At 65.6% G+C, this 26,084-nt stretch carries 24 protein-coding genes and 1 tRNA gene; 13 read left to right on the top strand and 12 right to left on the bottom strand.

Translation table 11 applies throughout. From position 1 onward, the window contains the following. The first annotated feature begins 3 nt into the window (after positions 1-3). From ACK4E3_RS01135 to gatB, 4 genes are all read left to right on the top strand, one after another. The gene (locus tag ACK4E3_RS01135; RefSeq protein WP_409695118.1) at positions 4-561 is read left to right on the top strand and encodes a hypothetical protein; all 558 of its coding nucleotides are present in this window, start codon (positions 4-6) and stop codon (positions 559-561) included. Positions 562-672: 111 nt separating this feature from the next. Continuing rightward, entirely contained in the window at positions 673-960 is a 288-nt protein-coding gene (gatC, locus tag ACK4E3_RS01130) for an Asp-tRNA(Asn)/Glu-tRNA(Gln) amidotransferase subunit GatC (protein WP_409695115.1), read from the top strand. After that, positions 960-2,438: an Asp-tRNA(Asn)/Glu-tRNA(Gln) amidotransferase subunit GatA gene (gene gatA, locus ACK4E3_RS01125; RefSeq protein ID WP_409695112.1), complete on the top strand. Its 1,479-nt coding sequence runs from the start codon at positions 960-962 to the stop codon at positions 2,436-2,438. Before gatC ends, gatA begins: the two co-directional genes overlap by 1 nt. A gap of 2 nt (positions 2,439-2,440) precedes the next feature. Further along, positions 2,441-3,946, top strand: a complete 1,506-nt coding sequence (gene gatB / locus ACK4E3_RS01120) for an Asp-tRNA(Asn)/Glu-tRNA(Gln) amidotransferase subunit GatB (protein WP_409695109.1) — start codon at positions 2,441-2,443, stop codon at positions 3,944-3,946. A gap of 66 nt (positions 3,947-4,012) precedes the next feature. On the opposite strand, the gene ACK4E3_RS01115 is transcribed toward gatB, so the two are convergent. Together ACK4E3_RS01115 and ACK4E3_RS01110 are read right to left on the bottom strand one after the other, a co-directional pair. Beyond that, a complete protein-coding gene (locus ACK4E3_RS01115; RefSeq protein WP_409695106.1) occupies positions 4,013-5,071 on the bottom strand; it encodes an RcnB family protein in 1,059 nt (352 codons plus the stop codon). A gap of 178 nt (positions 5,072-5,249) precedes the next feature. Then, positions 5,250-5,723, bottom strand: a complete 474-nt coding sequence (locus ACK4E3_RS01110) for an RcnB family protein (RefSeq protein WP_409695103.1) — start codon at positions 5,721-5,723, stop codon at positions 5,250-5,252. 226 nt (positions 5,724-5,949) lie between these two features. Here ACK4E3_RS01110 and ACK4E3_RS01105 point away from each other — a divergent pair, with 226 nt between their 5' ends. Further along, entirely contained in the window at positions 5,950-6,663 is a 714-nt protein-coding gene (locus ACK4E3_RS01105; protein WP_409695100.1) for a glutathione S-transferase N-terminal domain-containing protein, read from the top strand. 206 nt (positions 6,664-6,869) lie between these two features. Beyond that, complete coding sequence (locus ACK4E3_RS01100; RefSeq protein WP_409695097.1) at positions 6,870-7,172, top strand: SEL1-like repeat protein; 303 nt, start codon at positions 6,870-6,872, stop codon at positions 7,170-7,172. Between the two features lie 20 nt (positions 7,173-7,192). Here ACK4E3_RS01100 and ACK4E3_RS01095 read toward each other — a convergent pair whose 3' ends face one another. Continuing rightward, positions 7,193-7,930, bottom strand: a complete 738-nt coding sequence (locus ACK4E3_RS01095; RefSeq protein ID WP_409695094.1) for a polysaccharide biosynthesis/export family protein — start codon at positions 7,928-7,930, stop codon at positions 7,193-7,195. 218 nt (positions 7,931-8,148) lie between these two features. Between ACK4E3_RS01095 and ACK4E3_RS01090 the strand changes: the two genes are divergently transcribed. Further along, positions 8,149-9,606 (top strand): GumC family protein, encoded by a 1,458-nt coding sequence (locus tag ACK4E3_RS01090; protein WP_409695091.1) that lies wholly within the window; start codon positions 8,149-8,151, stop codon positions 9,604-9,606. 58 nt (positions 9,607-9,664) lie between these two features. Beyond that, positions 9,665-10,369, top strand: coding sequence for a hfsB (locus ACK4E3_RS01085; protein WP_409695087.1), 705 nt, complete (start codon positions 9,665-9,667; stop codon positions 10,367-10,369). Here the strand turns inward: ACK4E3_RS01085 and ACK4E3_RS01080 are convergent, their stop codons facing one another. The 5 genes from ACK4E3_RS01080 to ACK4E3_RS01060 are packed head-to-tail and all read right to left on the bottom strand — an operon-like array spanning position 10,370 to position 16,041. Further along, positions 10,370-11,287, bottom strand: a complete 918-nt coding sequence (locus ACK4E3_RS01080; RefSeq protein ID WP_409695083.1) for a glycosyltransferase family 2 protein — start codon at positions 11,285-11,287, stop codon at positions 10,370-10,372. It abuts the gene before it with no gap. Beyond that, positions 11,287-12,024, bottom strand: coding sequence for a polysaccharide deacetylase family protein (locus ACK4E3_RS01075; protein ID WP_409695080.1), 738 nt, complete (start codon positions 12,022-12,024; stop codon positions 11,287-11,289). Before ACK4E3_RS01075 ends, ACK4E3_RS01080 begins: the two co-directional genes overlap by 1 nt. Then, the gene (locus ACK4E3_RS01070) at positions 12,021-12,962 is read right to left on the bottom strand and encodes a glycosyltransferase family 2 protein (RefSeq protein ID WP_409695077.1); all 942 of its coding nucleotides are present in this window, start codon (positions 12,960-12,962) and stop codon (positions 12,021-12,023) included. Before ACK4E3_RS01070 ends, ACK4E3_RS01075 begins: the two co-directional genes overlap by 4 nt. Continuing rightward, positions 12,959-14,410: a lipopolysaccharide biosynthesis protein gene (locus tag ACK4E3_RS01065; RefSeq protein ID WP_409695074.1), complete on the bottom strand. Its 1,452-nt coding sequence runs from the start codon at positions 14,408-14,410 to the stop codon at positions 12,959-12,961. The genes ACK4E3_RS01070 and ACK4E3_RS01065 overlap by 4 nt, the downstream gene beginning before the upstream one ends. A gap of 2 nt (positions 14,411-14,412) precedes the next feature. Then, positions 14,413-16,041: an exopolysaccharide biosynthesis polyprenyl glycosylphosphotransferase gene (locus ACK4E3_RS01060; RefSeq protein ID WP_409695071.1), complete on the bottom strand. Its 1,629-nt coding sequence runs from the start codon at positions 16,039-16,041 to the stop codon at positions 14,413-14,415. Positions 16,042-16,182: 141 nt separating this feature from the next. Here ACK4E3_RS01060 and ACK4E3_RS01055 point away from each other — a divergent pair. Beyond that, positions 16,183-16,273, top strand: a tRNA-Ser gene (locus tag ACK4E3_RS01055). Positions 16,274-17,815: 1,542 nt separating this feature from the next. On the opposite strand, the gene ACK4E3_RS01050 is transcribed toward ACK4E3_RS01055, so the two are convergent. Both ACK4E3_RS01050 and metC read right to left on the bottom strand, forming a co-directional pair. Then, positions 17,816-18,553, bottom strand: a complete 738-nt coding sequence (locus ACK4E3_RS01050; protein ID WP_409695068.1) for an outer membrane protein — start codon at positions 18,551-18,553, stop codon at positions 17,816-17,818. A 119-nt stretch (positions 18,554-18,672) separates the two neighbouring features. Further along, positions 18,673-19,848, bottom strand: coding sequence for a cystathionine beta-lyase (gene metC, locus ACK4E3_RS01045; RefSeq protein ID WP_409695065.1), 1,176 nt, complete (start codon positions 19,846-19,848; stop codon positions 18,673-18,675). Positions 19,849-20,006: 158 nt separating this feature from the next. Between metC and ACK4E3_RS01040 the strand changes: the two genes are divergently transcribed. Genes ACK4E3_RS01040 through ACK4E3_RS01025 form a run of 4 tightly spaced genes read left to right on the top strand, consistent with a single transcriptional unit; the run spans position 20,007 to position 24,214 of the window. After that, entirely contained in the window at positions 20,007-21,128 is a 1,122-nt protein-coding gene (locus ACK4E3_RS01040) for an amino acid ABC transporter substrate-binding protein (RefSeq protein WP_409695062.1), read from the top strand. An 11-nt stretch (positions 21,129-21,139) separates the two neighbouring features. After that, a complete protein-coding gene (locus ACK4E3_RS01035; protein WP_409695059.1) occupies positions 21,140-22,306 on the top strand; it encodes an amino acid ABC transporter permease in 1,167 nt (388 codons plus the stop codon). Between the two features lie 19 nt (positions 22,307-22,325). Further along, the gene (locus ACK4E3_RS01030; RefSeq protein ID WP_409695056.1) at positions 22,326-23,450 is read left to right on the top strand and encodes an amino acid ABC transporter permease; all 1,125 of its coding nucleotides are present in this window, start codon (positions 22,326-22,328) and stop codon (positions 23,448-23,450) included. Further along, positions 23,450-24,214, top strand: a complete 765-nt coding sequence (locus ACK4E3_RS01025; protein WP_409695053.1) for an amino acid ABC transporter ATP-binding protein — start codon at positions 23,450-23,452, stop codon at positions 24,212-24,214. Before ACK4E3_RS01030 ends, ACK4E3_RS01025 begins: the two co-directional genes overlap by 1 nt. Here ACK4E3_RS01025 and ACK4E3_RS01020 read toward each other — a convergent pair. Both ACK4E3_RS01020 and ACK4E3_RS01015 read right to left on the bottom strand, forming a co-directional pair. Next, entirely contained in the window at positions 24,211-24,951 is a 741-nt protein-coding gene (locus ACK4E3_RS01020) for an arginyltransferase (RefSeq protein WP_409695050.1), read from the bottom strand. The two genes, ACK4E3_RS01025 and ACK4E3_RS01020, sit on opposite strands and share 4 nt — an antisense overlap. A gap of 116 nt (positions 24,952-25,067) precedes the next feature. Further along, positions 25,068-25,970 (bottom strand): flagellar motor protein MotB, encoded by a 903-nt coding sequence (locus tag ACK4E3_RS01015; RefSeq protein WP_409695047.1) that lies wholly within the window; start codon positions 25,968-25,970, stop codon positions 25,068-25,070. Positions 25,971-26,084: the final 114 nt, after the last annotated feature.

The following is a 26,084-nucleotide window of genomic DNA, read 5'->3' as shown; positions in this document are numbered from 1 at the left end:
ATCATGCGTAAGACCGATGCTTTGAGGGGCTTTCTGTTTGCGGCTGTGTTCGGCCTGGTGGTGGCCTGCGATGTACCCCAGGTCGAGCCGCCTGCAGGTGCCGAGCGCGAGGGCGACGCCGAGGCTCAGGCGGCCGCCTCGGAGGCCAGTGCTGACGCCGCCGAGCGCGCGCGGCCACGAACCAATCCCACCGGCCCTGCCGAAACTCTGGAGCCCAGCGTCGAGCCGCAGTTGCAGGGCCCGGCCTCTGTGGCGCGTTTGCACGCCATGGAAAGCCAGAACGCCAAGCTGTTCTCGACGGCGGGCGGCGATCCGGCGATCAACGGCCTCTACACATATTTCGCGCTGTTTCTCGGTCCGGCAGAGGGCTGGCAGGTGTTCCAGATCGGCGACTTCGAGGACTGGACGGTTCTGTCCGAGCGTCAGGGCCGGGTGGTGATCGAGGCACGCGAGAGCACGCTCAACCCCGACACGGGCCTGGCCATGACGCGCACGCGCCGCATCATCATCGGCTTCGACCCTCGCCAGAGCGACAGCATTACCGTCACGCCGGGGAGCTGAGGCGTCACAAGGACCGCCAAAGGTCCATGCGTCCAAAGCCCTTGCCAAGTCCGCGCCCGCAAAGGTAACGGACGCCATCGCCATTGCCACCATCAGGAAGCAGTCCCGCTCATGGCCATCGACGCCGCGACCGTTCGCAAGGTCGCCCATCTTGCCCGCATCAAGACGCCCGAGGAGCGGCTGGAGCCGCTTGCCGCAGAGCTGAACGGCATCCTCGCCTGGATCGAACAGCTCAACGAGGTGGATGTGTCGGGCATCGAGCCCATGACCTCGAACGTCAGCCAGAGCCTGCGCCTGCGTGATGATGTGGTCACCGACGGCAACCGGATCGAAGCCGTTCTGTCCAATGCGCCCAAGTCCGCTGATGGCTTCTTCGTCGTGCCCAAGGTGGTGGAGTGATGGCTGCGCTGACCGACCTGACGCTCAAGGCCGCGCTCGATGGCCTGAAGGGCAAGGCCTTCTCTTCGGTGGAGATCACCGAGGCCTTTCTCGACGCGATTGCGCAGGCCAACCCTGCGCTCAATGCCTATGTCGAGGTGACGGCCGAGCGCGCGCTCGATCAGGCTCGCGCCGCAGATGACCGGCTCTCGAGGGGTGAGGGCGGAGCGCTTGAGGGAGCGCCTCTGGGTATCAAGGATCTGTTCTGCACCGAAGGGGTGCAGACGGCGGCGGGCTCCAACATGCTGCGCGGCTTTGTTCCGCCCTATGAGTCGACCGTCACGGCGAATCTCTGGCGCGACGGCGCGGTGATGCTGGGCAAGCTCAACATGGACGAGTTCGCCATGGGCTCGTCCAACGAAACGAGTGCCTTCGGACCCGTCGTCAATCCGTGGAAGTCGCGCGGGTCGAACGCGGACCTGACGCCGGGCGGCTCGTCGGGCGGATCGGCCGCCGCCGTGGCCGCGCGTCTGTGCCTCGGGGCGACGGCCTCCGACACGGGCGGTTCCATCCGCCAGCCCGCTGCCTTCACCGGAACCGTGGGGATCAAGCCGACCTATGGGCGCGCCAGCCGCTATGGCATGGTGGCCTTTGCCTCGTCGCTCGATCAGGCAGGGCCCATCGCCCACACGGTCGAGGATGCGGCCATCCTGCTGCGTTCCATGTGCTCGTTCGACGAGCGCGATTCCACCTCTCTGGACGTGGAGACGCCTGACTGGAGCGCCTCGGTCGGCAAGTCGGTCAAGGGGCTGCGCATCGGCGTGCCCAGCGAATATGTGGTCGAGGGGATGCCCGCCGAAATCCAGGCGCTGTGGGATACGGGCGTGCAGTGGCTGCGCGACGCGGGCTGCGAGATCGTCGAGATCAGCCTGCCGCACACCAAATATGCCCTGCCGACATATTACATCGTCGCGCCCGCAGAGGCGTCCTCGAACCTGGCCCGCTATGATGGCATGCGTTTCGGTCACCGGGCTAGCGAGGCGAAATCCCTGACCGACCTCTATGAGACCAGCCGCGCCGAGGGCTTCGGCAAGGAAGTGCAGCGCCGCCTGACCATCGGCACCTATGTGCTCTCGGCCGGTTTCTATGACGCCTATTATGTGCGCGCCCTCAAAGTGCGTCGCCGCATCGCTCAGGACTTCGACGATGTGTGGGGCCGCGTTGACGCCATCCTGACCCCCTCGACGCCCTCAGCGGCCTTTGCGCTGGGCGACAAGCAGGTCGACCCGCTGACCATGTATCTGAACGACATCTTCACGGTGACGGCCAATCTGGCGGGTCTGCCGGGCATCTCGGTGCCTGCGGGGCTGGACTCTGGCGGACTGCCGCTCGGTCTGCAGGTCATCGGCAAGGCGCTAGACGAGGCGACGGTGTTTCAGGTCGCCGGGGCACTTGAAGATGCGGCTGGCTTCAACGCGCGCCCTGACAAGTGGTGGTGAGAATGAACGAGACCAGTCAAACCGCACGCTACGTCATCGAAGGCAGCACCGGCCCGTGGGAGCTGGTGCTGGGGCTTGAGGTCCATGCGCAGGTCGCCTCGAAGGCCAAGCTGTTCTCCGGGGCGGCCGTGGGCTTCGGGGCCGGACCCAACGAGCAGGTCTCGCTGGTCGATGCGGGCTTTCCGGGCATGCTGCCGGTTCTGAACAGGTTCTGTGTCGAGCAGGCGGTGCGCACGGGCCTCGGCCTGCGGGCGCAGATCAACGAAAAGAGCCAGTTCGACCGCAAGAACTATTTCTATCCCGATCTGCCGACCGGCTATCAGATCAGCCAGCTCTATCACCCCATCGTGGGCGAGGGCGTGGTCGAGGTCGAGCGCGACGACGGCAGCTTCTTCGACGTGCGCATCGAACGCCTCCATCTGGAGCAGGATGCCGGCAAGCTGATCCACGACCTCTCGCCATCCGAGAGCTATGTCGATCTGAACCGGGCGGGCACGGCGCTGATGGAAATCGTGTCGCGCCCCGATATGCGCTCGCCCGACGAGGCGGTCGCCTACCTCAAGAAGCTCCGCACCATCCTGATCTATCTGGGCACCTGCGACGGCGACATGGAAAAGGGCAACCTTCGTGCCGACGTGAACGTGTCGGTGTGTCGTCCCGGCCAGTACGAGAAGTATCGTGCCAGCGGCGACTTCGCGCACCTGGGCACGCGCTGCGAGATCAAGAACGTGAACTCGTTCCGCTTCATCTCCCAGGCCATCCAGTACGAGGCGCGACGCCAGATCGAGATTCTGGAAGACGGCAGCGAGATCATCCAGGAAACCCGCCTGTTCGATCCCGGCAAGGGCGAGACGCGCTCCATGCGCTCCAAGGAGGAAGCGCACGACTATCGCTACTTCCCCGATCCCGACCTGCTGCCGCTGGTGATCGAACAGGCTTGGATCGAGCAGATCAGGGCCTCGCTGCCCGAACTGCCCGACGACAAGCGCCGCCGCTTCATGAGCGACTATGGCCTGTCGCAGTACGATGCGGGTGTGCTGATCTCCGAACAGGCCAAGGCGGACTATTTCGAGGCTGCGGCAAAGGGACGAGACGCCAAACTGGTCGCCAACTGGGTCACTAACGAGGTCTCGGCCAGGCTGGCGGCGGACGGCCGCGACTTTGCCGACAATCCTCTGCCCGCAGGCCATGTCTCCGAACTGGTCGCCCTGATCGAGGACGGCACCATCTCGTCCAAGATCGCCAAGGAGGTGTTCGATCACGTCTGGAACGGCGAGGGTTCACCCTCCGAGGTCGTCGAGAAGCACGGCCTGCGTCAGGTGACCGACACCGGGGCCATCGAAAGGGCCATCGACGAGATCATCGCGGCCAATCCCGACAAGGCCGAGGCTGTGCGGGACAAGCCCCAGGCGATCGGCTGGTTCGTGGGTCAGGTGATGAAGGCCACCGGCGGCAAGGCCAATCCTGCGGCGGTCAACGAGATTCTCAAGGCGCGCCTTGGCCTCTGAGGCCGGTCCGAAATGACAACGGCCCCCGGATCGCTCCGGGGGCCGCTTTCATGGGCAGGCTTTCGCCTACCAGATCCACACGTCCCAGATCACGTCGATGATGTAGCCATCATAGAGATCGACCAGATAGATGTGGTTGTTGACATAGATCCAGGCCGTTCCGGGCGGCGGGGCGGGCAGGCCATAGAAGCGCCAGTCAACGACGCGATAGCGCCAGAAGAAGTTGGGCAGATACTGACCCGCGAACCAGCGCTGGTTGAAATACTGGCGCGGCACGCTGTAGTAGCCATAGCCCGGCGCGAAATAGAAGCCGACCCTTACGCCCTGATAGCCACGGAACCGGGGGTGGTTGCGGTGCCAGTTGGGCTGGTGACGACGCGAGAAGTCACGGCGCCAGTTGTCGCGGTTCCAGTTGCGCTGGAAGTTCTGATGATTGCGACGGCGTTCCTCCGCGCGCGGGTCGCGGCGGTTGTCGGGACGGCCCTGCCAGTTGCCGCCACGGTTGTCGTCACGACGCCATTCGCGGTTGCCGTCGCCGCGATTGTCGTCACGACGCCCGTCAGGACGTCCTTGCTGGCCGCCACGGTTGTCACCCCGGTTCCAGTCGCCGCGGTTGTCGCCGCCGCGCTGCCCGCCGGATTGCTGGCCGCCACGGTTTTGACCCCGGTTCCAGTCACCGCGATCATTGCCGCCACGATTGTCGCCGCGTTGCTGACCGCCGGATTGCTGGCCGCCACGGTTCCAGTCACCGCGATTGTCACCGCGTTGCTGACCACCAGACTGCTGACCACCGCGTTGGCCGCCCGATTGCTGGCCGCCGCCTCGGTTGGAGGGCGGGGCACTTTGCTGAGGCGCTGGCGCGCTCTCGGCCTGGCGCTGCGGCGGTGCGGGACGCTGACGCTGCGAGGGTGCCTGGGTGGTGTCGCGGGAATCGCGTTCGGGCCGCTGGGCCGATGAGCGGTCACCGCCGCGCTGACCGCCGCGATCGGCACTGCCGCGATCACCGCGCGACTCGGATCTTTCCCCCCGGCCGCCACGATCCTGGGCCATGGCTTCGGATATGGGTGCCGCGAGAGGCAGGACGAGCGATGCGATCGCCGTCGCTACGAGCAAGGATTTTTTCATTTCGGTTCAGATCTCCCGGCGCCCCTGTCATGCGCTTGTTCATGAAAATGAAGAGCGCGCCATGAACCTTTGCTGAACGGTGCCGTCAGGCGACGGAATCCAAGCGGCTTTGCGTTGCGCGCTCGAAAAAGGGGCCCGTCGCGCCCGGCAGGCCCCTCGTGTCCGCGGGCGTCTTGTCTCAATAGACGCCGTAGACGATCTCCGCGATCAGACCCGTGGCCAGGGCGATCAGGACGATATCGTTGTTGACGTGCACCCACCGATAGCCGCGCGGGGCAGGGCGCAGGCGATAGAGATAGGGGTCGCGTACATAATAGGTGCGATAGGCAGGCGGCAGGATGTGCCCGCGCGCCCAGCGATGACCGTAGTAGCGCGGCTCGACCCGGTAATAGCCATAGGTCGGAGCGTAGTAATAGCCGTGGCGCGCACCGCGATAGTCGCGGAACTCCGGACGCCCGCGCCACCAGTCCGCACGCGCATCGCGCCTGTCGTGGCGATAGTCGCGCCGGTGATCGCGTCGGTCATAGCGATGATCGCGGCGATCCTCGCGCCACTCGCGCCGGTCGTGGCGCGACTGGGCCTCTGCCGTCATCGGGGCCGCGACCACGCTCAGCGCGATGGCGGCGATAGCCAGCTTGGCGAAGTTCTTCATGGCTGCCTCATGTCTTCGGCCACGATCCCTGTCCCGACCGTGCCCCTGCCAGGTGTCGAACACCCATCCCTCTCAGCCCGCAGGCAGATGTGCTGGTGCCTGGCTGAACGCCTGTTGAATGACCCGTTCACAAGCCTGAACGGGCGGCGCCCCACGTTGAGCCGGGTGCCGGTTGAAAGCGGTGCATCAAGCGCCCACCTGTGCAGAAACCACATGAGGCTGTCCGATGATCGAACTCTGGTACTGGCCCACGCCCAACGGCTGGAAGGTCTCCATCGCGCTGGAGGAAATGGGTCTCGATTATGAGTTGAAGCCCGTCAATATCGGCAAGGGCGAGCAGTTCGAACCTGCCTTCCTTCGCATCTCGCCCAACAACCGTATGCCTGCGATCATCGACCGCGGCGTGGAGGGCCAGCCGATCAGCGTGTTCGAGTCCGGCGCCATCTTGCAGTATCTGGCGCGCAAGTCAGGCCAGTTCTATCCATCCGACGAGCGCGCCCGCGCCGAGGTCGATCAGTGGCTGTTCTGGCAGGTGGGCGGGCTTGGCCCCATGGCAGGCCAGACCCATCACTTCAGGCAGTATGCGCCCGCGATCATTCACGACCAGCGCCAGCTGGCCTACGGCGTGCGCCGCTACACCGACGAGACTCACCGCCTCTATGGCGTGCTTGAGCGCAGGCTCAGCGATCGTGAGTATGTTGCCGGCGACTATTCCATTGCCGACATGGCCATCTGGCCCTGGATCGTGCCTTACGCCAATCAGGGCCAGGACCTGAACGACACCCCCGCGCTCAAGGCGTGGTTCGAGCGGGTCGGGTCGCGTGAAGGGGTCAAGCGCGGCTTTGCCGTAGGGCAGGAGCTGCGCGGCAATCTGGCATCGAGCGGAAAAAGCGCAGAGGAAGCGCGCAAGGTGCTGTTCGGCCAGCGCGCCCTGCGGTGAGGGTGATCCGGCGCGCGCACCATGCAGTCGTAGAGGATCTGTTTGCCTCTGTTGACGCGCCATGAAGTGCGCGTTCTGCGTAAAGGGCTCCTTTACGCAAAAGTCTGCTGGCGCCGTTCGGCGTTAACCCTGGCTTCAGGTGCGCGGCGGTTTCATCACCTCATCAAGCGGGCCTCAGAACGGGGCTCAAGCCAGGGATGATGGTTATGAACGCGCAAGAATTGACGCAAGGCGGCCTTGAGGACGGCTTCATGCCGCTGCCCACGCCGGACATGGACGCAGAGGCCCTGTTCGAACTGGGGCGGATGTATTCGACCGGCACGGGCGGTGCGCCGCTCGATCTGGTCTCGGCCCACATGATCCTGAACCTTGCGGCCATGCGCGGTTCTCAGGCCGCGCGCGATTTTCGCCGCGAGCTGTCGCGCGAGATGGAGCAGGACGACATCGCTGCCGCCCAGCGCGCCGCGCGCCAGTGGATCGATCAGGGCCGGGTCGCCCTTTCGGCCTGAACCGCCAGCCGCAAGCGCTGTCAGAACTGCTGATACTGCCCGTTGATCGTGTAGTTGAAGCCAATCGGCAGGGCGTCGCGGATCTGGCTGAAGAACACCGCAAGCTCGGCCAGGCTGGTGCGGGGCACGAACAGGATGTCCGAGCGGCGCAGCGCCACCGGGTTGAGCCTCTGGCGAAGGTCGATGACACGCATCATGCGCACGCTGCCCGGCCCGCGGCGGATCAGTGCGACCTCGGAGCGTCGTGCACTGGGCCGGAATCCGCCCGCCATGATGATGGCCTGCCACGCATCGATATCGCCGGGCATATCATAGACGCCGGGCTGGCCCACCTCTCCATCCACCCAGACCTTGAGCGGAGCGGACTGCGCCAGGGTGATCTCGACGACGGGGCGGCGCAGCTGGGTGCCATAGGCCCGCTCCAGATCGGATGACAGCTCCGGCAATGAGCGATCCGCCGCCATTACCTGTCCGATGAGGGCAAGCTGGATGCGCCCGTCGGGGCCGACCCTGACATCGCGATTGAGCTCGCTCGCCGTGGGAAAGCGGATGTTCAGCTCATCGCCCGGATAGAGCAGATATTCCGGCTCGGCATCGGACCAGTCCGCGAACGCAATATCTGGAAAAGCCGGCGCCCGGCCGGCCTCACGTGCGCTGCCTTGGCCGGGCAGGGGCATCCGGGACGCATTGCCTCCAGCGGCACAGGCCGTGAGCCCGGTGCCGATCAGCGTCATCATCATCACGCGGCGATTGATCATCGTGCCTGTCGGTCCGCTTCTGGCGAGGCGCGCATCGGTTGGCGACGCGAAGGCGCTACGGCAGGATCATGCCCTGAGTCGCGCCGCGGGCGCCTACCGGCCCTCGCACGGGCCAAGCTGCCCGCGAGAAGGTAAGCAGTGGTTAACGCACCTTCGTTCAGGGTGCATGGCGTTAAGGTTTATCCGATTCCTCAAGCCGAGCGGTCGTCATAGCGTTCATGCGTTCCAGCACCACAGTCGTGACGAGGCCGCGCTACGGCCTGTTCGACCTCGCCGCCCTGCTGTGGCGCGAGCTGTTCGTCATGCTCGGCGTCTTTCTGGCCATCGCCATCGTGGCCGCAGTGGCGATCTTTCTGCTGATCCCGCGCACCTACACGGCCAATGCCAGCCTCTTTGTCCGCCTGGGCCAGGAGTATGTCTATGAGCCCCGAGCAGGCGATGCGGCGCGCGGGGCCGTGCCCGAGGTCGAGCAGCTCGTGCAGTCCGAAGCCGCCATTCTCAACAGCGAGGAGCTGAAGCGACGCGTGATTGCCGCACTGGGGCTGCAGGCCTTCCAGCCGCGCCTTGGCGACAATCCGTCGGCAACCGAGCGTCAGGCGGCCGAGCGCGCCGCCATCCGGGCGCTGGGCTCAAATCTCAGCGTCGGCATCGCTCCTCAGAACAGCGTGGTCTCGCTAAGCTATCGGGATCGTGATCCCGCTTTTGCCTCCAGAGTGCTGAACACGGTCATCGATCAGTATCTTGTCTACCGGCGCGAGGTGTTCCGCGATGTGACCACGCCTCTGCTGCGGGGCCAGCGCGAGGTGTTCCAGAACGAGCTGGAAGCGGTGGATCAGGAGTACGAGCAGTTTCTGGCGGCCAACGGCATCGGCGATTTCAGCTCGCTTCGCAGCGCCCTTGCCGCGACCTATCAGACGACTTTTGCCGAGCGCCTCAGCGTCGATGCCCAGGCGGGCCAGGCGGCACGAAGGCTGGTCTCGCTGACCGAGCAGATGCGCGCCGTGCCGCCGGAAGTCGCCCTGTCCCAGGATCTCAACATCGCCGCCCAGGATCAGATCCTGCAACTGCGGACCGAGCGCGAGAGCCTGCTGTCTCGCTATCAGCCCGATGCCCAGCCCGTGCAGGACATCGAGGCACGCATCGCCCAGCTCGAGGGCTTCGTCGCCAGCGGCACGGCCATCGGCCCGCGCGAGATGCGCGTCGGCCCCAATCCCATCTGGGTCGATCTGGAGACCCAGCGCATCAACACCCAGGCCGAGCATGACGCCCTTGTGGCCAGGCGGGCCGTGCTCGACCGCCAGCTTGCCGACCTGCGCGACCGCCAGACCCGCATGACGGAGCTGGAATCGCGCAACGCGACCTTAAGCGCCCAGCGCGACGTGCTGACCACCTCGATCCGAGAGTTCACAAGCCGTGAGGCCCAGAGCCGTGCCTCGAGCGACCTTGCCAGAGGGGGAGCCGACTCCGTCACGGTGATCGAGCGTGCCAGTCCGCCCACGCGCGGTTCCAGCATGAAGTTCCCGCTTATGCTGCTGGCGCTGATCTTCGCCGGGTTCACCGCGCTGTGCGTGGGGCTGGTGCGCATTTTCTCGCGCCGGGGCTTCATCACCGAGCACAGCGTGTCGCGCACCCTCGACCTGCCGGTGCTGGCGGTCGCCCCGGTCAAGGCGCGCTGATTTCAACCGGGGCGCACTTGGTCTAGGCTGCGGATGTCTTTGTGCGTGTGACGATTCGATGGTCGATCTGACATCCGAAATGGCGGGACTGTGGGCGGCGCTCGGGCCGTCTGCACCCCACCGTGGGCGGGTGATCCAGTTCGTGGCTTCCAGCTCTGGCGAGGGTGTGTCGAGCGTCGCGCGCGAGTTCGCCCGCATCTGTGCCGTGCGTGCGCGCAAGCCCGTGTGGCTTATTGATGCCGATCTGATGAGCCCCTCGCAGATGGATGCCGTCCATCAGGATCCCGAGCGTTTTGGTGCTTTGGGATCGGCCACGGCCTCGACTCCTGACGGCTCGAGCTTCTTCACCATTGCGCCGCCGCTGAAGTCGCGCGAGGGCCGTGCGATTGCACCTGCCCGCCTCATGCTGGCGCGTCCCGCACTGGGGCGCAGGCTGTGGGTCACGCGCTTTCGCGTCGAAGCGCTCAAGGCCGGACAGCGCCCGGTCATCGTGGCATCGGAGCGATACTGGCAGGCGCTGCGCCCCCATGCCGATACCGTGATCGTCGATGCGCCAGCTCTGGATCGCTCGGATGCAGCCCTGGTGCTGGCACCTTATGTCGACGCCACTGTTCTGGTGCTGGCGGCCGAGAGCACCGATGTGGCTGACGCCGGAGTGCTGCGCGACGAGATCGAGGCCGCAGGCGGCACGATTGCCGGAGTGGTTCTGAACCGCTCGCGCTTTGAAATGCCGGGCTTTCTGAGGCGCGTTGCGGGTGGCTGATCAGCTCTGGCGGTAAGTTCGTCTCAGTTCAGCCGTTCCGTAAAGATGAGGCTCGAAGATACTGAACCAAAATAACTTTCCAAGACCTCGTGCGGCCTTGTCCCAGCGCGCCGGAGCCTGTTCGCGCGATGATGCGAGCGCAGCGATGGAGAACACTGCGGCCTGGCCCGCCCCTGTGCCCATGTGCCGGATCAGGCTTGCCATGTCGCGTCTGCGCGCTGCGTCCTGACTGGGGCCCTGGCCATAGGCGAATGCCCGCTTCAGCACATAGGCCATGGTGGCCCGGTGGGCGGGGGCATGTTCCAGCACGCGCGCGTGTGGTGCCCAGCCAAAGCGGCAGCCCTTGGCTTTCAGCGTACCGAACAGCACATCGTCCTCGCCGCCGGTGGCATCCATCCGCACATCGAAGGGGGCTGATCCCGACAGGGCGCTGGCGCGGTTCATCAGGCTGTTGCCACAGCCGTAGGGCTCATCGATCAGGGCAGGCTCGGCGGGGCCGTGGCGGCCGAAGAAGTGCTCTAGGTGGGCGCGTCCCCGCGTCACGCTGTCCGGTATGGCTCCGGTGATCGCCCCGAAGGTGACATCGGCACCCAGTGCTTCGTGGGTCTGGCAAAGCGTGCCCAGCCAGGAGGGCATGGCCTCCTGATCGTCGTCGAGAAAGGCGATCTGCCCGGCCCTGGTGGCGGCCAGTCCGGCGTTGCGCGCGGTTGCCACACCAGGCCGGGGGGCGTGCACATAGGTGAGGGGAAAGGGCACCGGGAGGGCATCTGTGATCGCGCGCGCCGAGCCATCGGGGTCATTGTCGACGACAACGACCTCAAAAGGCGGGGCACCTTGCTGGCGAACCAGCGAGAGGAGCGCGCGCTGAAGGCTGTCAGGCCTTCGCAGGGTAGGGATAATGACAGCGAGCGCGACCATCAGATCACATCGCCCACGCGCGCGATCCTTGCCCCCGACGCCTTCGCATGACTGACCAGTTTCTCCAGCGTGCCGGGCGTGCAGCCAAAGTCGGACGGGCTCTCGCGCACGTCATGGGAATAGAGAATCAGCCAGGCGCGCTCCTGCACCGCCCGGTCGATCCAGCGCCGCGCGCGGTCCAGACCATCGGCCCCTTCGATGCCCACGGCAGGAAGTTGGTTCCGGTCGCTGCCCGCCTTGACGAGACCGGGATGCAGCGCACGCATGGAGCCGTAATGCGCGCCGAGCATGGCTTTGGCCGATGCCGAGACCTCGCCGTAAGGGTAGGCGAAGTGGCGCAGATCAAATCCCTTTCGTGCCAGAGCCTCACGGTTGCGCTCACAGTCCTCTCCCGTGGCATCGGGGAGCGCGCGTCCGCAGTCGAGGTGGCTGTAGGTGTGGCAGGCGATCTCGTGACCGCGCGCGGCCAGATCGGCAATCTCGTCGTGATCAAGAAAGCGGCCCATGTGGCTGTCCTGCCCACAGAGCCCCGCACAGACATACCAGGTGCCCAGGCTGCCGCTGGCCTCCAGAATGGGCGCGCCGTGCTCGCGGCTGCTGGCCGGAGCATCGTCGAAGGTAAAGCTGACGATCGGCCCCTCGGGCAGGTCGACGAGACTGCGGCGATGGCGCAGGCGCGCCAGCCTGCGCCGCAGCTTGCCCTTCAGGCTCCGGTCCGCGCTGTAGATCGGGTTCATCGGACCACCTCGGCATAGAGGGCCGCGCGATAAAGGCGAAGCAGGCGCGCACGCACGCGCCCGGGAAGGCTTGAGGCGAGCACAGCGGCGCGCAGTATGCGCCTGAACACACTGCGCAGCGGCAGGGCACGGATCATGCGCGCGACGCGATAGCTGGGATAGCGGCTGACCACCTCGGGGTGGCGCGCAATCATGCGGGCGAAGTTGGCAGGAGACTGCTCGTACTTGGCGACAAGGGCCTCGGGCGTGTCGAGACCCAGGTGACTGGCGGTGTTGTCGATGTGCACGATGTGATGATGGCGCGCGACGCGCATCGCCCACTCGACATCCTCCCAGCCCCAGCCGCTGAAACTGTCGTCGAAGGCGTGGGCGTCAAGCACATCACGACGCACCAGCAGGTTCGAGGTGAAGACGTGCTTGGCCGGATCGCGGGCGCGCTGTGCGGCATCAAGGCATTCGCCGTGTGCAGCAATGGCGCGGTGCAGGGCGAACGGGGCGCTGTCTGGCGCGCGCTTCAGGCTGAAGCCACCAAAGGCCACCGCCGGATTGTCTCTGCTCGCAAGCTCGCGCCAGCGCAGCAGATAGCCCGGATCGTCGGGCAGCATGTCGGAATCCACAAACAGCAGGTGTCCGCCGCGTGCCGCGCCAGCGAGAATATTGCGCCCCGAAGCCCGCCCGGCGTTGCGAACCAGAGTGATCAGGCGGGCCGGGCAGGTCATGGCAGTGACTTGCTCAGCGAGCCGCCGCGTCAGGGCGCTGTCGCCTGTGCCGTCATCGAGCAGGCATATCTCGACCCCCTCGGGCGCCATGGCTTCAAGCTCGGCCAGCAAGGCGGAGGGATCATCCTTAAAAAACGGGATCAGGACCGACAGCGAGACGGGCGCGCCGCGCTCGCGGGCGGCGTTCTGGACATATGCGACTGGCGCAGGGGCGCTCACGCCATTCCTCCACCTTCACGCAGGCGAAGCAGGCGGCCTCTTACCAATCTGCGGATGCCTGCGGTGTCGAGCGCAAGCACGACCACGCCATACACTCCGGCCCCTACCGCCGCCTTGAGCAACAGCTCCGGCAGCCCACCCCATGCGGGCAGCATGAGCACCACGACCGCCATGACAGTGCAGCCAAGGCCGCATTGGGCCAGGGTGCGCCAGTGCACCGGCATGGGCATGACGGCGCGACCGATCAGGATCGAGGCCAGCAGGCCCACTGCAAAACTGGCCACCGTCGCCCAGGCCGCACCCATGATGCCGAAGGCGGGGATCAGCAGCACGTTCAGCACGACATTGCTGAGCGCCGGGATCGCCATGACGCCCAGCAGCCAGCCGGTGCGCCGTGCCAGGGTAAAGGCCTGGTGGAAATAATAGGTCGTCATGCCTGACAGCAGCGCGGCGAGAGCGATCCACGGCGTTATGCGGGTGGCATCAGCGCGCAGGGCCTCGCCGATCATGAGGGTGTTCAGAGGGCCTGCGACCAGCATCAGGCCGACGCAGGCGGGCAGGGCCAGAAGCACGAAGGTCGAGAACTGTTCCCTCGCCGCCGAAGCCAAGGCCTCGCGCCCGCCGCGCTCCAGCGCCATGACAAGGGCCGGGCCACCGGCAGCGCCCAGCCAGATGAACATCACATCCAGCGTGCGGTTCGCCAGCGAATAGCCCGCGTGATAGGCGCCCACCGTGGCCTCGTTCATGAAGGCCGCCAGCAGGAAACGGTCGGTCGACGACAGGATCACCGTCAGGGCCAGTGATGCGGCGATGGGATAGCCGTAGGCCGCATAAGAGCGCAGGCGTGCACTGTCGACCTGGCCCTCGCGGGCGAACTTGAGTTCGGCAGGCAGGATGAAGGGCAGGGCAAGAACGGGCGCCAGCGCCAGCCCGATCAGGGGCGCGGCCCCGCCGAATCCTGCCCAGGCAAAGCCGACACCGATCAGCAGGCCGAGCACGCTCTGGGCCATGTCGAGACGGGCGGCGGGCCCGACTTCACCGGCGGCGCGGTATCGCTCCTGCACGAGGCGCACGACGCAGCGCACGGGCACACCCAGCAGGCCTGCCGCCAGCGCGGCCTTGAGAGCCATGGGGGCGGGCCACAGCCACAGCACCAGGGCAACCATGGGCACGAAAAGAGCGCTGAGGCCAAAAACGGTGCGATACAGGCTGCGGAAGTGGTCCGCGATCTGTGCGGGCGTCTGCTGCGCGGCCCAGAAGCGCGCCATGGCCGCTTCCAGCCAGGTGAACACGGCGACGTGGCTGAGGGTCAGGACCGCATAGGCAAGGGCATAACGGCCGAAGTCGTCCGGCGTGAGCAGGCGCGTGAAGATGACGATGGCCAGAAAGCCGACCGCGCCCTGAACGATATTGGCGGGCAGATAGCCCCAGAGTCCGCGCCAGAACATGATCAGCGCACCGCCGCGCGGTCTCCCAGCAACACGGGCGCGGTCATGGCGAGCACATAGAGATCGAGCCAGAGCGACTGGCGCTCGATATACTCCACATCCAGCTGTACGCGCCGCCTGACGTCCTGTGCGCTGTGCAGCGGCCCTCTTGAGCCCTTGATCGCGGCCCAGCCCGTCATGCCCGGCTTGATCCGGTGACGATGGGCATAGTCGGCGACGAGGCGCGCGGACTCGGTCTCGCCGGTCTTCATCCCGATGGCGTGGGGTCGCGGGCCGACCAGCGACATTTCACCCGAGAGCACGTTGAACAGCTGGGGCAGCTCGTCGAGGCTGGTCTTTCTCAGCACCCGCCCGACGCGCGTTATGCGCTCGTCGTCCGCCGTGACCTGACGCTCGGCGCGCGCGTCGGCGCTCTCGGGGCGCATGGTGCGGAACTTCCACACCACGATCTCCTCGTTGTTGAAGCCGTGGCGGCGCTGGCGGAAAAAGATCGGTCCCGGCCCGTCCAGTCGGATGAGCAGGGCAATCACGGCCATGACAGGCGCGAGGGCGAGCAGCATGACCATGCCGACGATCAGATCCTGCACACGCTTGTGAAAGGCGCGCTGATCAGGGCTGGCGCGCCCCGCCATGCTGGCCAGCGGCGTGTCGGCAAGGCGGCGCAGGGCCTCGTCGGCGCCGGTGCCATCAGGGCTGTCGATCAGCATGGAGACGCTGTTGGGCAGGGCGGACAGCCGCTCTGCGATCTCGCGCACGCGCCCGCGCGCAGCCGGATCGACCGCCAGCACGATGGAATCGACATAAGGGATCATGCGATGGCCCATCAGGGTGTCGACATCGCCCAGCACCGGCACACCCGACACGCTGTCAGGCGAGCGCGCCAAACGGTCGTCGAAGATGCCCAGCACATTGATGTCCCGTCGCTTCAGCGCCGCATCGATCAGGCGCTGGGCGTGGCCAGTGGCGCCGACTATGACGACATTGGGCGAAAGCAGACCCTGCCTGCGCCAGCGCCCGACCCTCGCATTCCAGATGCCATGAAGCCCCGTAAGGCACAGCGCCAGCACAGCGCCCCAGATCAGCACGCCTGACAGCGGCAGGGCAGCGGGCCGCGCCAGCCACAGCATGCAGGCCAAGGCCAGACCGCTCGCCACGCTCAGCAGCAGCTTGGCCAGGTGGCGGCGTGTGCGCTCACGGCCCGTGAAGCGATAGACACCGAGCGAGGCGCTCATCGCCAGCACAGTGGCGGCTCCGGCGAACAGGGGCAGCACGGCAGCAAGGCGCGCATCGAGCAATTCGGGCGCGCCGCTCAAGTAGGCCAGTGCCAGCAAGGTAAGGGCAATCACCGCCAGGGTGTCGAGGGCACGGAAATAATGGGCCGCCAGATAGACGCTCTGGCGCTCGCGGGCGCTGGCCCATGCGCCGGGGCGGAAAGGGCCGCGCCGCGCTTCGATGCTCAGGCGCTGGCGGGTCTGGTCCGATGGGGCCGTCTTCTCGCGCGCGCCGGGCTCGGTGACCAGACGCGCCGCCAGGGCCTGCAAGGCATGGGCGTCGAGGCGCGGGCGGGTGCGCGAGGCACCCTCGTCACCTGTTTCCGGGCAGGCTTCGGCGCGGGGGCGAGAGGCAGGCATGAGCTGGACTTGGGCTTTCGGAATCAGCAGCGCTGGCAACGGGTTCGGGGCCGATCATGCACAGGGCGCGTGGATGTCGCGTTAACATCCATCATGTCCATTGCGCGCGTGCGCATTGCCCGCTATTCGGTGCGCCCCAGTGGAGACGTGGCCGAGAGGCTGAAGGCACCGCTTTGCTAAAGCGGCATACCCCCAAAGGGTATCGAGGGTTCGAATCCCTCCGTCTCCGCCAGGACTTCGCTGGCCGACTTCCGGCCCCCGCGTTACTCAGCAGCCTCTCTGATAGCTCCGCGGCCTGCGCCGCGCGCACGTGGGTTCGCGTGGATTTCTGCAAGAGCGTTACTCTTGATCGTCCCCGCCGGTTTTTGGTCGAAACTCATTCCGATGTTTTCACCCACGCCGTGGGTACTTGGCCGCCGGGGGGGGGGGCAGAGGCTGCCACACTGGCAAGTCAGCTTACATCTTTGGGGTGGCGTAATATGTACAGATTCTAGCGATTATGAGCAGATACCCAATGCGGACACGGTGTAAGACGCCTTGAATTTCGCGAGCCAGAAGGAAGGCGTTAAATTGATGCATGTCTTGAGTCTGTCCTTGCGACTGTTGACATCCGTTATGGTTATCGCTTTGGCAGCAATGTTGGGATCACAGACCTCATCGCAGAGTGATCGAACCCTAGCGCTAGAAAAAGCGCTTCGTTGTGGGGGCGACTGGGGGCCTACGTGCTTGTGGGGTGGAGGAAGCATAAGCCACGAGGAATTTGTTCAAGCAACATCTGAACACAGGATGGCGTGCCTCGGTCAGGAAATGATTGTCGGCCCAACTATACGCTCCGCAAATAAAAGCAGTGTTATAGTTTCGTGTGCAGGCAGGGCTCCGGCTGTCGACCACCTTGTTGAATTAAGCTATCTTGCTCGCTTCAACACTTGGTTCGGTGAAATGCATTTTTGGCCGACAGCATAATCGTGGTGGCGCACCTGTCATGATGAGTGCGAGCGTAGCCGGGCTAGCTTTTTGTGCCAAGCAATATGTAAGTCAGCACAGTAACTTTAAATGAAGTTTGTCTTCCACCGGGCGAAATTGCAGAGATTGTTGAAAATTCATGCCGAAACATAGAACAGATATGTTAATTCTGCAGACATCCGCTCTAGGTTTGATGGGTATATTTTTCTTTGGCCTGAGCGCGTGTCATTTGATGGAAGCCAAAGAGTTTGAGCACCTGAGAGTGGGCGACCGGTTCGTTTATACAGAGGACGTCTTATTTGAAGGCTATTATGTATACAGCTACCTTTGCGCCCGAGAGTCAATTAATATTGATGGAGACCGCTACATGCGGAACGATGGAAGCGATTGGTGCGCAAAAAATGGTGCTCTTGCTGTAAGAAACAAACATATACAGTATAGTATTTTGACGTCAGACGGCATTGTTGTTCGCATTGATCGGTATGTTCTCGATTTGTGGCCATGACAGGCGTTTTTTTGACCCAGGGGCAAGGTGAATATCTAGAGCCAAAGGCACGCGGCAGCACTCGTTGGGCGACGAGGGCGCCCAGTCCGTAGGTGACGCTTTGGCGGCTGACCTGGCGCCAGCCCACCGCTTTACCGACATGCCGCGCTGACAGGCCCCGCGTTTCTCAGCAGCCTCTCTGATAGTTCCGCGGACTGCGCTGCGCGCTCCCAGCCCACACGAAAAAGCCGGGCCCCTGTGCGAAGGGCCCGGCCAGTCTCGTTCAGACAGTACTCTCCAGAAAGACTGGAGCCTCTACGCCTGGCGTCAGAAACGCAGGCGCACCCCGACGCTGAGCGTCTGAGTCCTGATCGGGCCGACATTGAAGCCCGAGTCCGTATCCCACACGATCTCCGAGGAGCCCGCGCGGCGATAGCGATAGTCCGCCGTAATGGCGAGGTTCGGGGTCACGTTGAAGGCCATGCCCGCGCCGACCTGCCAGGCAAAAGTGGCGTCGCCCTCACCGCCGGTCTCGAAGCCGTTGATGCCGATGCCGCCGCCGACATAGGGGCTGAACTGGGTGGCGACCGGCAGGTCGAACCAGACGCTGGCCATCGCGGTCGCCTGGCGCACGCCTTCACCCGAGAAGTTGATGCGGTTGCCCGAGCCCGAGCAGTTGTCGACTTCCAGATAGTCGCAAATGTCGTCGTAATCGGCAGGAGTCAGCGTCGGCACCGGCCCGCCATTGACCGAGGTCAGGCTCAGGCCCTCGATGTCGTTACGGCCATAGCTGATCTCGACATCGGACCGCACGGCGCCGAAGTCATAGCCGAGGCTGATGCGAAAGGCAGTGCCGCGCTTGATGTGATAGGTGCCCTCGATGCTGTCGCGCGTGCCCGTGCCGCCGAACGCGCCGCCGATGTCGTAGTACTCGATGTCGACATCCTTGACCGAGGTCGTGCCGATGTTGACCGAGCCATAAAGACCCGTGTCCTGTGCAGCGACGGCCCCGGCGCTCAGCACCATGCCCGTTGCGGCCAGCAGTCCGATGGTAATCTTACGCATTGTCTTCCCCCAGGAAATGAAGCCTTGATACGAGGCGCGCCTACGCGGCCCTGGGGCGGAATGTGCGAGAGTGAATCAGCCGCCGCATCCCCAATAAGAGGTATGCGAACGGCGAATGGTCAGGATGCGTCCGGGCCGCAGACCTGACCCAGAGCCTGATCGAGATCGGCGATCAGGTCGTCGGGATCCTCAAGACCGATGTGCAGGCGCATCAGCGCGCCTTTCAGCACCGGCGGATGCAGGCGGTGAGACAGCTGCGGGCTTTCATGGGTGACGAGGCTCTCGAACCCGCCCCAGGAATAGCCCATGCCGAACAGGTTGAGCGCCTGCATGAAACGATGCGCCTGTTTCTCGTCCGCGCCGTTCAGCACCATGCCGAGCAGGCCGGGTGCGCCAGTATAGTCACGGCGCCACAGCGCGTGTCCGACCGAGCCGGGCAGGGGTGGATACAGCACGCGATCTACCGCCGGATGCGCGTCCAGCCACCGGGCGATCATCAGCGCCGAGCGGCCATGCTCGCCATAGCGCAGCGGCAGGGTGCGCAAGCCACGCAGCACCAGCCAGGCGTCGTCGGGCGAGACGTGCCAGCCCTGATCCTCGATCACTTCTGCAACCGAACGCGCGTGAACGCCCTCAGCGGTACAGATGGCGCCCATCAGCACGTCCGAATGACCCGAGGCATATTTGGTGAGCGCCTGAACGCTGATGTCCACGCCGTGCTCGAGCGGACGAAAGGCCAGCCCCGAGGCCCAGGTGTTATCCATGATGGTTGTGACCGCTTGCGCGCGCGCTGCTGACGAAAGGGCGGCGACGTCCACCATCTCGAAGGTCAGCGACGCCGGCGATTCGATCAGCAGCGCTTTCGCGCCAGGCAGGGCCGCGATGATCTCGTCGGTGTCTGCGCCTGCCGCATGATAGCGCACGGTGATTCCCGAACGCTTCAGATAGCGCTTGAGAAAGCGGCGGCTGGGGCCATAGAGCGCATCCGTGGTCAGAACGGTGTCGCCGGGCCGCAAGCTCGCCATCAGTGCCACGGTGACGGCCGACAGGCCCGAGGGTGTGATCGCGCAGTAGGCCGCGCCCTCCAGATCGGCGATGGCGGCGCGCAGGTCCTTGTTCGCCTGCATGCCATCAAGGCCATAGACGGGGCCGAGCGTCTCGTCGCGCATGCGGCCCGGGTCGCCGTTCAGCATGGTCGAGGCGCGCTCGATGGGCGGATTGACGGGCCTGCGCAGTCCATCGCGCCGGGTCGTCGCGGCGATCAGGCGGGTTCTGTCGGCGGGACGTCGGGCCATGAATGTGCAGCTTTCATGAACAGGCAGGCATGGGCGGGCTTGACGGCACGGGGTCAAGACTGGCTTTTGAAACCATGATGGCAGGGCAGGCGCTCCGTTCAAGCGCCACTTCCCTCAACAGCCCGCCAGGCGGTATCGAGTTCGAGGAGAACGCTTCCATGATCAGGTCGGCCCCCGCAGCGATTGCCGCCAGCCTACTGGCAGGTCTGACGCTGGCGGCCTGTGGTGATCCCGGATCGGCCGTCGATCAGTCGCCCCCCACGGCGGCAGGCGTGGAGGGCGTGCCGGATTCCTCGCTGACAGAGGGCGCGCGCCCCAGCGGCCAGACCCTGCGCACGGTGCGCCAGCGCGGGCGCCTGCACTGCGGTGTGCACCAAGGGCTGGTAGGCTTTGCCTACACCGACAATCGGGGCCGCTGGCGGGGGTTTGACGTGGACTTCTGCCGCGCGACGGCAGCAGCCGTGCTGGGCAATGCCGATGCCATCCGCTTCTCGCCCCTGTCGGCTCGCGAGCGCTTCACCGCCCTGCAGTCGGGTGAGGTGGACGTGCTGTGGCGCAACACCTCCTGGACCCTGTCGCGCGACGCCAGCCTCGGGCTCGACTTCGGCGGGGTGAACTATTACGACGGCCAGGGCTTCATGGTGCGCCGGTCGCTGAACCTGAACAGCGCCACCGAGCTGAACGGCGCGCGCATCTGCGTGCAGACCGGCTCGACCACAGAGCTGAACCTCGCCGACTATTTCCGCGCACGCGGGCTGCGTTACGAGGCCGTGGTGGTCGAGACCGAGGATCAGGCGCGCTCCAACTATGCGCGCGAGGCCTGCGATGCCTTTACCGCAGACATCTCTGCGCTGGCGGCGGCGCGCACCACCATGCCCAATCCGCAAAGCCACATGATCCTGCCCGAGGTGATCTCGAAAGAGCCGCTCGGCCCCGTGGTGCGCCAGGATGATGCCCAGTGGGCCGACATCGTCCGCTGGACGCTCTACGCCATCGTTCTCGCTGAAGAGCTTGGCGTAACCTCTCAGAACGTCGATGAAATGCGGCGCACATCAACCAACCCGGACGTGCGGCGCCTGCTGGGTGTCGAAGGGGGCTTCGGTGAGATGCTGGGGCTTGGAAATGACTGGGCGGCGAACGCAATCCGCGCCGTGGGCAACTATGGCCAGATCTTCGACCGCAACATTGGCTCGGGCTCTCCGCTCGACCTGGAACGCGGCCTCAATGCGCAGTGGAACGCGCCCCGGCCCGGCCTGATGTATGCGCCGCCGATCCGCTAGGTCCTGATCTCATGGGGGCAAGAGACAACATCCGGGCCTGGACCGGAGGCTGGCCTGGGCTGATCGCCCAGACTCTGCTGCTTGGGGCGTTCGTGGCCCTCATCGCGTGGCTGGCATCGAACGCAGCCACCAACATGGCCGCGCGCGGCCTCTCTTCCGGCTTCGACTTTCTGGGGCGAGAGGCCGGGTTCGACATCTCGCAGTCCCTGATCGACTATTCGCCCACAGACACCCACGCGCGGGTGTTTCTGGTCGGCGCGCTGAACACGCTCCAGGTGGCAGCACTGGGCATACTGACCGCGACCTTTCTAGGCCTGATCGCCGGGGTGATGCGGCTGTCGCGCAACTGGCTGGCCCGCATCATCTCCTCCACCTACGTCGAGGTCGCGCGCAACACGCCCCTGCCGATCCAGATTTTGCTCTGGTACAGCCTGATGCTGGTGGCACCGCCGCCGCGCGATGCTCTGGGCGCGGGCGGGCTGTTATGGCTGTCGAACCGGGGCCTCTACCTGCCCAGGCCCGAGTGGAACGATGCCGGAGGCACGGCCCTGATGCTGGCCGCCGCCGCTCTGGTCATCGGCCTTGTGCTGTCATCCATACTGAGGCGCCGCCGCCGCGAGATGGGTGCGCGCGTCTCGCCGCTTTGGGGCTGGGCCGCTGCCGGTGTCGGTGTCACCGCCGCCATGCTTCTGACAGGCAATCCCACGGGCTTTGACCTGCCGCAGGCCGAGGGCTTCGGCTTTACCGGCGGCATCTGGTTCTCGCCCCCGCTGGTCGCGCTGTGGGCGGCGCTGTCGTTCTACACCGGCGGCTTCATTGCAGAAGTGGTGCGCGGAGGGCTGCAATCCGTTCCGCCCGGCCAGAGCGAGGCCGCGCAGTCCGTGGGCCTGGATGAGCGGCGCACCCTCAGCCTGGTCGTGCTGCCACAGGCCATGCGCGTGATCGTGCCGCCGCTGGCCAGCCAGTACCTGAACCTGGCCAAGAACTCTTCGCTGGCCGTCATCATCGGCTATCCCGATCTGGTCGCGGTGTTCGCGGGCACCAGTCTGAACCAGACCGGCCAGGCCATCGAGACCCTGGCCATGGTCATGGCCTTCTATCTGGCACTCAGCCTGTCGATCAGCGCCTTCATGAACTGGTGGAATGCCCGCACCAGCCGCTGGGCTAATCCGAGGTGAGGGCGGCATGAGCGAACAGATGAGCCAACCACTGCCCTCCCGCGCCGGCCGCAGGCCTCCGCCGCGCGCGGCCGGTCCCTATGCGTGGATGCGCACCAACCTTTTTGCCACGCCGCTGGATGCCATAGTGACCCTGATCGTGGGGGCGCTGGTGGTCTGGTTTGCCTGGATCACCCTCGACTGGGCGGTGCTGCGCGCCACATGGGTGGGCGAAGACCGCAGCGCCTGTGAGGCGGGCGGCGCGTGCTGGGCCGTCGTTACGGCGCGGTGGCGTCAGGTTCTGGCCGGCTTCTACCCCGAGGGACACCTCTGGCGGGTCGCGCTGGCGACGTTGCTGCTGGTCGGCGCGTGCCTGCCGGTCATCGTGCGCAGGCTGCCGTCATGGACGCTGGCGCTGGCGCCGCTGTTCGTCGTGGGTGCCTGGGCCGTTCTGGGAGGCGCGCGCATCCTGCCCTCGGTGCCGACCGATTACTGGGGCGGCGTGTTTCTCAATCTGCTGATCGGGATTACGGGAGCTGTTTTCTCGCTGCCTCTGGGCATAGCCCTGGCGCTGGGGCGCCGCTCGCGCCTGCCGGTCGTCAAGGCCCTGTGCGTCGGCTTCATCGAGTTCGTGCGGGGTGCGCCGCTGATCACCCTGCTGTTCATGGCGTCGGTCGTCCTGCCGCTCTTTCTGCCCACGGGTGTGAGCCTCGAGAAGCTCACCCGCGCGGTCGTGGTCATCACCCTGTTCTCGTCCGCCTACATGGCCGAGGCGATCCGCGGCGGGCTGCAAGCAATCCCGAAAGGGCAGGGCGAGGCGGCACGCGCGCTTGGCATGGACTGGAGCCGCACAACAGCGCTGATCGTACTGCCCCAGGCCATGCGCATCTCGATCCCGGCCGTCGTCAACACCTTCATCGCCCTCTTCAAGGATACCACCCTGGTCTACGTCATCGCGCTACTGGATGTGACCGGGGTGATGCGTCAGGCGCTGGCGGACTTCTCGTGGCAGGGGCTGGAGGGCGAGGCCTATGCCTTCATCGCCCTGTTCTTCTGGATCATCTGTTTTTCGCTGTCGCGCTGGTCGGCATCGCTGGAGCGTCGCCTGAACGCGCGCCCCGATGTCATCGCCATTGACCGCGCCCCGGCCAAGGAGACCGCCTGATGGCCTCAACGCCTGCCAGCCAAGCCGAGGCCGCTCAGCCGGTCGTCGAGATCAGGAAGCTGAACAAGTGGTTCGGCAGCCTGCACGTCCTGCGCGACGTGGATCTCACCATTGCCCCGCGCGAGCGGGTCGTGGTGCTGGGGCCTTCGGGCTCGGGCAAATCGACCCTCATCCGCTGTGTCAACGGGCTGGAGCCCTATCAGGAAGGCACGGTCAAGGTCAGCGGCGTCGATCTGGCCGGGCCGCGCAAGGCCGCCGAACAGGCGCGCAGGCGCACGGGCATGGTCTTCCAGTCCTTCAATCTTTTCCCGCATCTCACCGTGCTGGAGAATGCGACCCTTGCGCCGATCTGGGTGAAGCGAGAGCCGCGCCGTCAGGCCGAGGAGCGCGCCATGGCCCTGCTGGAGCGCGTGCGCATCGCCGAGCACGCGCGCAAGTTCCCGGCCCAGCTGTCGGGCGGTCAGCAGCAGCGTGCGGCCATCGCGCGCGCACTGGCCATGCAGCCCGAGATCATGCTGTTCGACGAGCCCACATCCGCCCTCGACCCCGAGATGGTCGGAGAGGTGCTGGACGTGATGGTGCAACTGGCCGAGGGCGGCATGACCATGGTGGTCGTCACTCACGAGATGGGCTTTGCGCGCCAGGTCGCCGACCGCGTGATCTTCATGGACGAAGGCGAGATCGTCGAGCAGGCGCCGCCCGCCCAGTTCTTTGACAATCCGCGCGAGGAACGCACCAAGGCCTTCCTGAGCAAGATTCTCTAGGTCGCAGAAAGACGGTGCCAGCCCTGCTGGCCCAGGGCCTCCAGCGGTCGGAAGCGGGCCTTGTAGTCCATCTTGTCGCTGCCCCTGACCCAATAGCCCAGATAGACATGCGGCAGGCCCACCAGCCGCGCCTGGGCGATGTGATCGAGGATGGTGAACACACCCAGGCTGCGCCGCTCCATCCTTGGGTGGAAGAAGCTGTAGACCATCGACAGCCCATCCGACATCACATCGACCAGCGCGCAGGCGACCAGATCACCCGGCCCGTCGTCCGGGGAGGGCAGGCGATACTCCATCAGGTGCGTGCGCACTGCCGTGTCCTCGACCATGGCCACATAATCGGGCCAGACCATCTCGCTCATTCCTCCGCCGGGATGGCGCGCGGACAGATAGCGGCGCAGCAGGTCGAACTGTTCGGTCGTCGCCTCGGCCTCGACCAGATTGCGGGTGAGATCGGCGTTGCGGGCCAGCACGCGGCGCTGTCCACGGCTGTGGCGGAACTCCAGCACCGGCAGGCGCACCGAGACGCAGGCGCTGCAACCCTCGCAGGCGGGGCGATAGGCAATGTTCTGCGAGCGCCGGAAGCCTGCATGGGTCAGATGGTCATTGACGATGGAGCCATCCGAAAACGGCAGGTGCGCGAACACCTTTCGCTCTTCGAGACCGGGCAGGTAGGGACAGGGCGAGGCCGCCGTCAGGAAGAACCTGAGCTGTCGCGATGTGTAGAGCTGTGTCACAGCGCCATGACCCCATGCGTCCGCGCAAGTCCTCGGACCCTGAGCGTGATTTGGGGACAAGTCGCACCCCGGCGCAAGGTCTGGCGCGTGATGGGCGAACGCGCCGCTGCCACGGCTCAGAACCGCGTGTCGGTGGGAAGCACCGGCGCCTCGCGCAGCAGCACGATGGCGATGCGCCGATTGCCCGCCAGGGAAGGATCGTCGGGATAGAGCGGCTCGGCACCGGCCCGCCCCGAAACCTGGAACACGCGGTCCGCATCCACGCCTGCGGTCATGAGGATCTGGCGCGACGACTCCGCCCGTGCGCTCGACAGCGGCCAGTCACCGGCGGATGACGCCCGTGACGATCCGGCCACAGCCGAGGTGTGGCCGGTGATGCTGATGCGGTTGGGAAGCTGGTTGATCACCCGGCTGATGGCCCGCAGCAGAACGCGCGCACGCTCGTTGGGGCGTGCCGAGTTTTCCTCGAACATGGAGCGGCCCTCCTGATCGATGAGCTGGATCCGCAGGCCCTCGGGTGTCTGGTCGATGATGAGGTGACGCGACAGCTCGGCCAGTTCGGGCATATCCTGCATGGCCTGTCGCAGGGACGCCGCCGCGCTCTGGAACGCCGCGTCCTCGCGCCGCGCGATCTCGCTGCGCAGGGCTTCCTCGCTGGCCGAGGCCAGGTTGGTGCTCTGGCCTGCATCGGGCGGGGCATTGTCGGGGGCCTCTGGCGCAAGCTGGCTGACGACCGAGCTGGAACCGTCGCTGCGGAAGCCGTCCTGGCCCAGCGAAGTGCCCCCCAGTATGCCGCCCGAGCCGGAAGTGGACTGGGACACGCTGGCGGGGGCGAAATATTCGGCGATGCCGCGCTTCTGTTCGGGGTCGGTCGTGTTGATGAGCCACATCAGCAGGAAGAACGCCATCATGGCGGTGACGAAATCGGCGTAGGCGACCTTCCATGCGCCGCCGTGGTGGCCGTGGTGGCCTCCCTTCTTGATCTTCTTGATCAGAATCGGACGGTCGTTCATCGACATCGCAAAGGCCCCGCACAAAGCACCGTGAACGCTAGGGCGGTTTGGTTAAGAGGCCGTTGCGGGGCTCGCGCAGGCGCAAGGCCGAGACTATGTGTGACCTTCAAGCACGCCAGA

Origin of the sequence: Brevundimonas sp. (assembly GCF_046299595.1) — a bacterium.
GTDB lineage: Bacteria > Pseudomonadota > Alphaproteobacteria > Caulobacterales > Caulobacteraceae > Brevundimonas.
The sequence above is the reverse complement of the archived record's forward strand: the minus strand, read 5'-3'. Positions and strand labels throughout refer to the sequence as shown.

Bases quoted from the DNA above. Each gene is read 5' to 3' on its own strand.
- ACK4E3_RS01135 (WP_409695118.1), top strand. From the start codon at position 4: ATGCGTAAGACCGATGCTTTGAGGGGCTTTCTGTTTGCGGCTGTGTTC.
- gatC (WP_409695115.1), top strand. From the start codon at position 673: ATGGCCATCGACGCCGCGACCGTTCGCAAGGTCGCCCATCTTGCCCGC.
- gatA (WP_409695112.1), top strand. From the start codon at position 960: ATGGCTGCGCTGACCGACCTGACGCTCAAGGCCGCGCTCGATGGCCTG.
- gatB (WP_409695109.1), top strand. From the start codon at position 2,441: ATGAACGAGACCAGTCAAACCGCACGCTACGTCATCGAAGGCAGCACC.
- ACK4E3_RS01115 (WP_409695106.1), bottom strand. From the start codon at position 5,071: ATGAAAAAATCCTTGCTCGTAGCGACGGCGATCGCATCGCTCGTCCTG.
- ACK4E3_RS01110 (WP_409695103.1), bottom strand. From the start codon at position 5,723: ATGAAGAACTTCGCCAAGCTGGCTATCGCCGCCATCGCGCTGAGCGTG.
- ACK4E3_RS01105 (WP_409695100.1), top strand. From the start codon at position 5,950: ATGATCGAACTCTGGTACTGGCCCACGCCCAACGGCTGGAAGGTCTCC.
- ACK4E3_RS01100 (WP_409695097.1), top strand. From the start codon at position 6,870: ATGAACGCGCAAGAATTGACGCAAGGCGGCCTTGAGGACGGCTTCATG.
- ACK4E3_RS01095 (WP_409695094.1), bottom strand. From the start codon at position 7,930: ATGATCAATCGCCGCGTGATGATGATGACGCTGATCGGCACCGGGCTC.
- ACK4E3_RS01090 (WP_409695091.1), top strand. From the start codon at position 8,149: ATGCGTTCCAGCACCACAGTCGTGACGAGGCCGCGCTACGGCCTGTTC.
- ACK4E3_RS01085 (WP_409695087.1), top strand. From the start codon at position 9,665: ATGGTCGATCTGACATCCGAAATGGCGGGACTGTGGGCGGCGCTCGGG.
- ACK4E3_RS01080 (WP_409695083.1), bottom strand. From the start codon at position 11,287: ATGGTCGCGCTCGCTGTCATTATCCCTACCCTGCGAAGGCCTGACAGC.
- ACK4E3_RS01075 (WP_409695080.1), bottom strand. From the start codon at position 12,024: ATGAACCCGATCTACAGCGCGGACCGGAGCCTGAAGGGCAAGCTGCGG.
- ACK4E3_RS01065 (WP_409695074.1), bottom strand. From the start codon at position 14,410: ATGTTCTGGCGCGGACTCTGGGGCTATCTGCCCGCCAATATCGTTCAG.
- ACK4E3_RS01060 (WP_409695071.1), bottom strand. From the start codon at position 16,041: ATGCCTGCCTCTCGCCCCCGCGCCGAAGCCTGCCCGGAAACAGGTGAC.
- ACK4E3_RS01050 (WP_409695068.1), bottom strand. From the start codon at position 18,553: ATGCGTAAGATTACCATCGGACTGCTGGCCGCAACGGGCATGGTGCTG.
- metC (WP_409695065.1), bottom strand. From the start codon at position 19,848: ATGGCCCGACGTCCCGCCGACAGAACCCGCCTGATCGCCGCGACGACC.
- ACK4E3_RS01040 (WP_409695062.1), top strand. From the start codon at position 20,007: ATGATCAGGTCGGCCCCCGCAGCGATTGCCGCCAGCCTACTGGCAGGT.
- ACK4E3_RS01035 (WP_409695059.1), top strand. From the start codon at position 21,140: ATGGGGGCAAGAGACAACATCCGGGCCTGGACCGGAGGCTGGCCTGGG.
- ACK4E3_RS01030 (WP_409695056.1), top strand. From the start codon at position 22,326: ATGAGCCAACCACTGCCCTCCCGCGCCGGCCGCAGGCCTCCGCCGCGC.
- ACK4E3_RS01025 (WP_409695053.1), top strand. From the start codon at position 23,450: ATGGCCTCAACGCCTGCCAGCCAAGCCGAGGCCGCTCAGCCGGTCGTC.
- ACK4E3_RS01015 (WP_409695047.1), bottom strand. From the start codon at position 25,970: ATGTCGATGAACGACCGTCCGATTCTGATCAAGAAGATCAAGAAGGGA.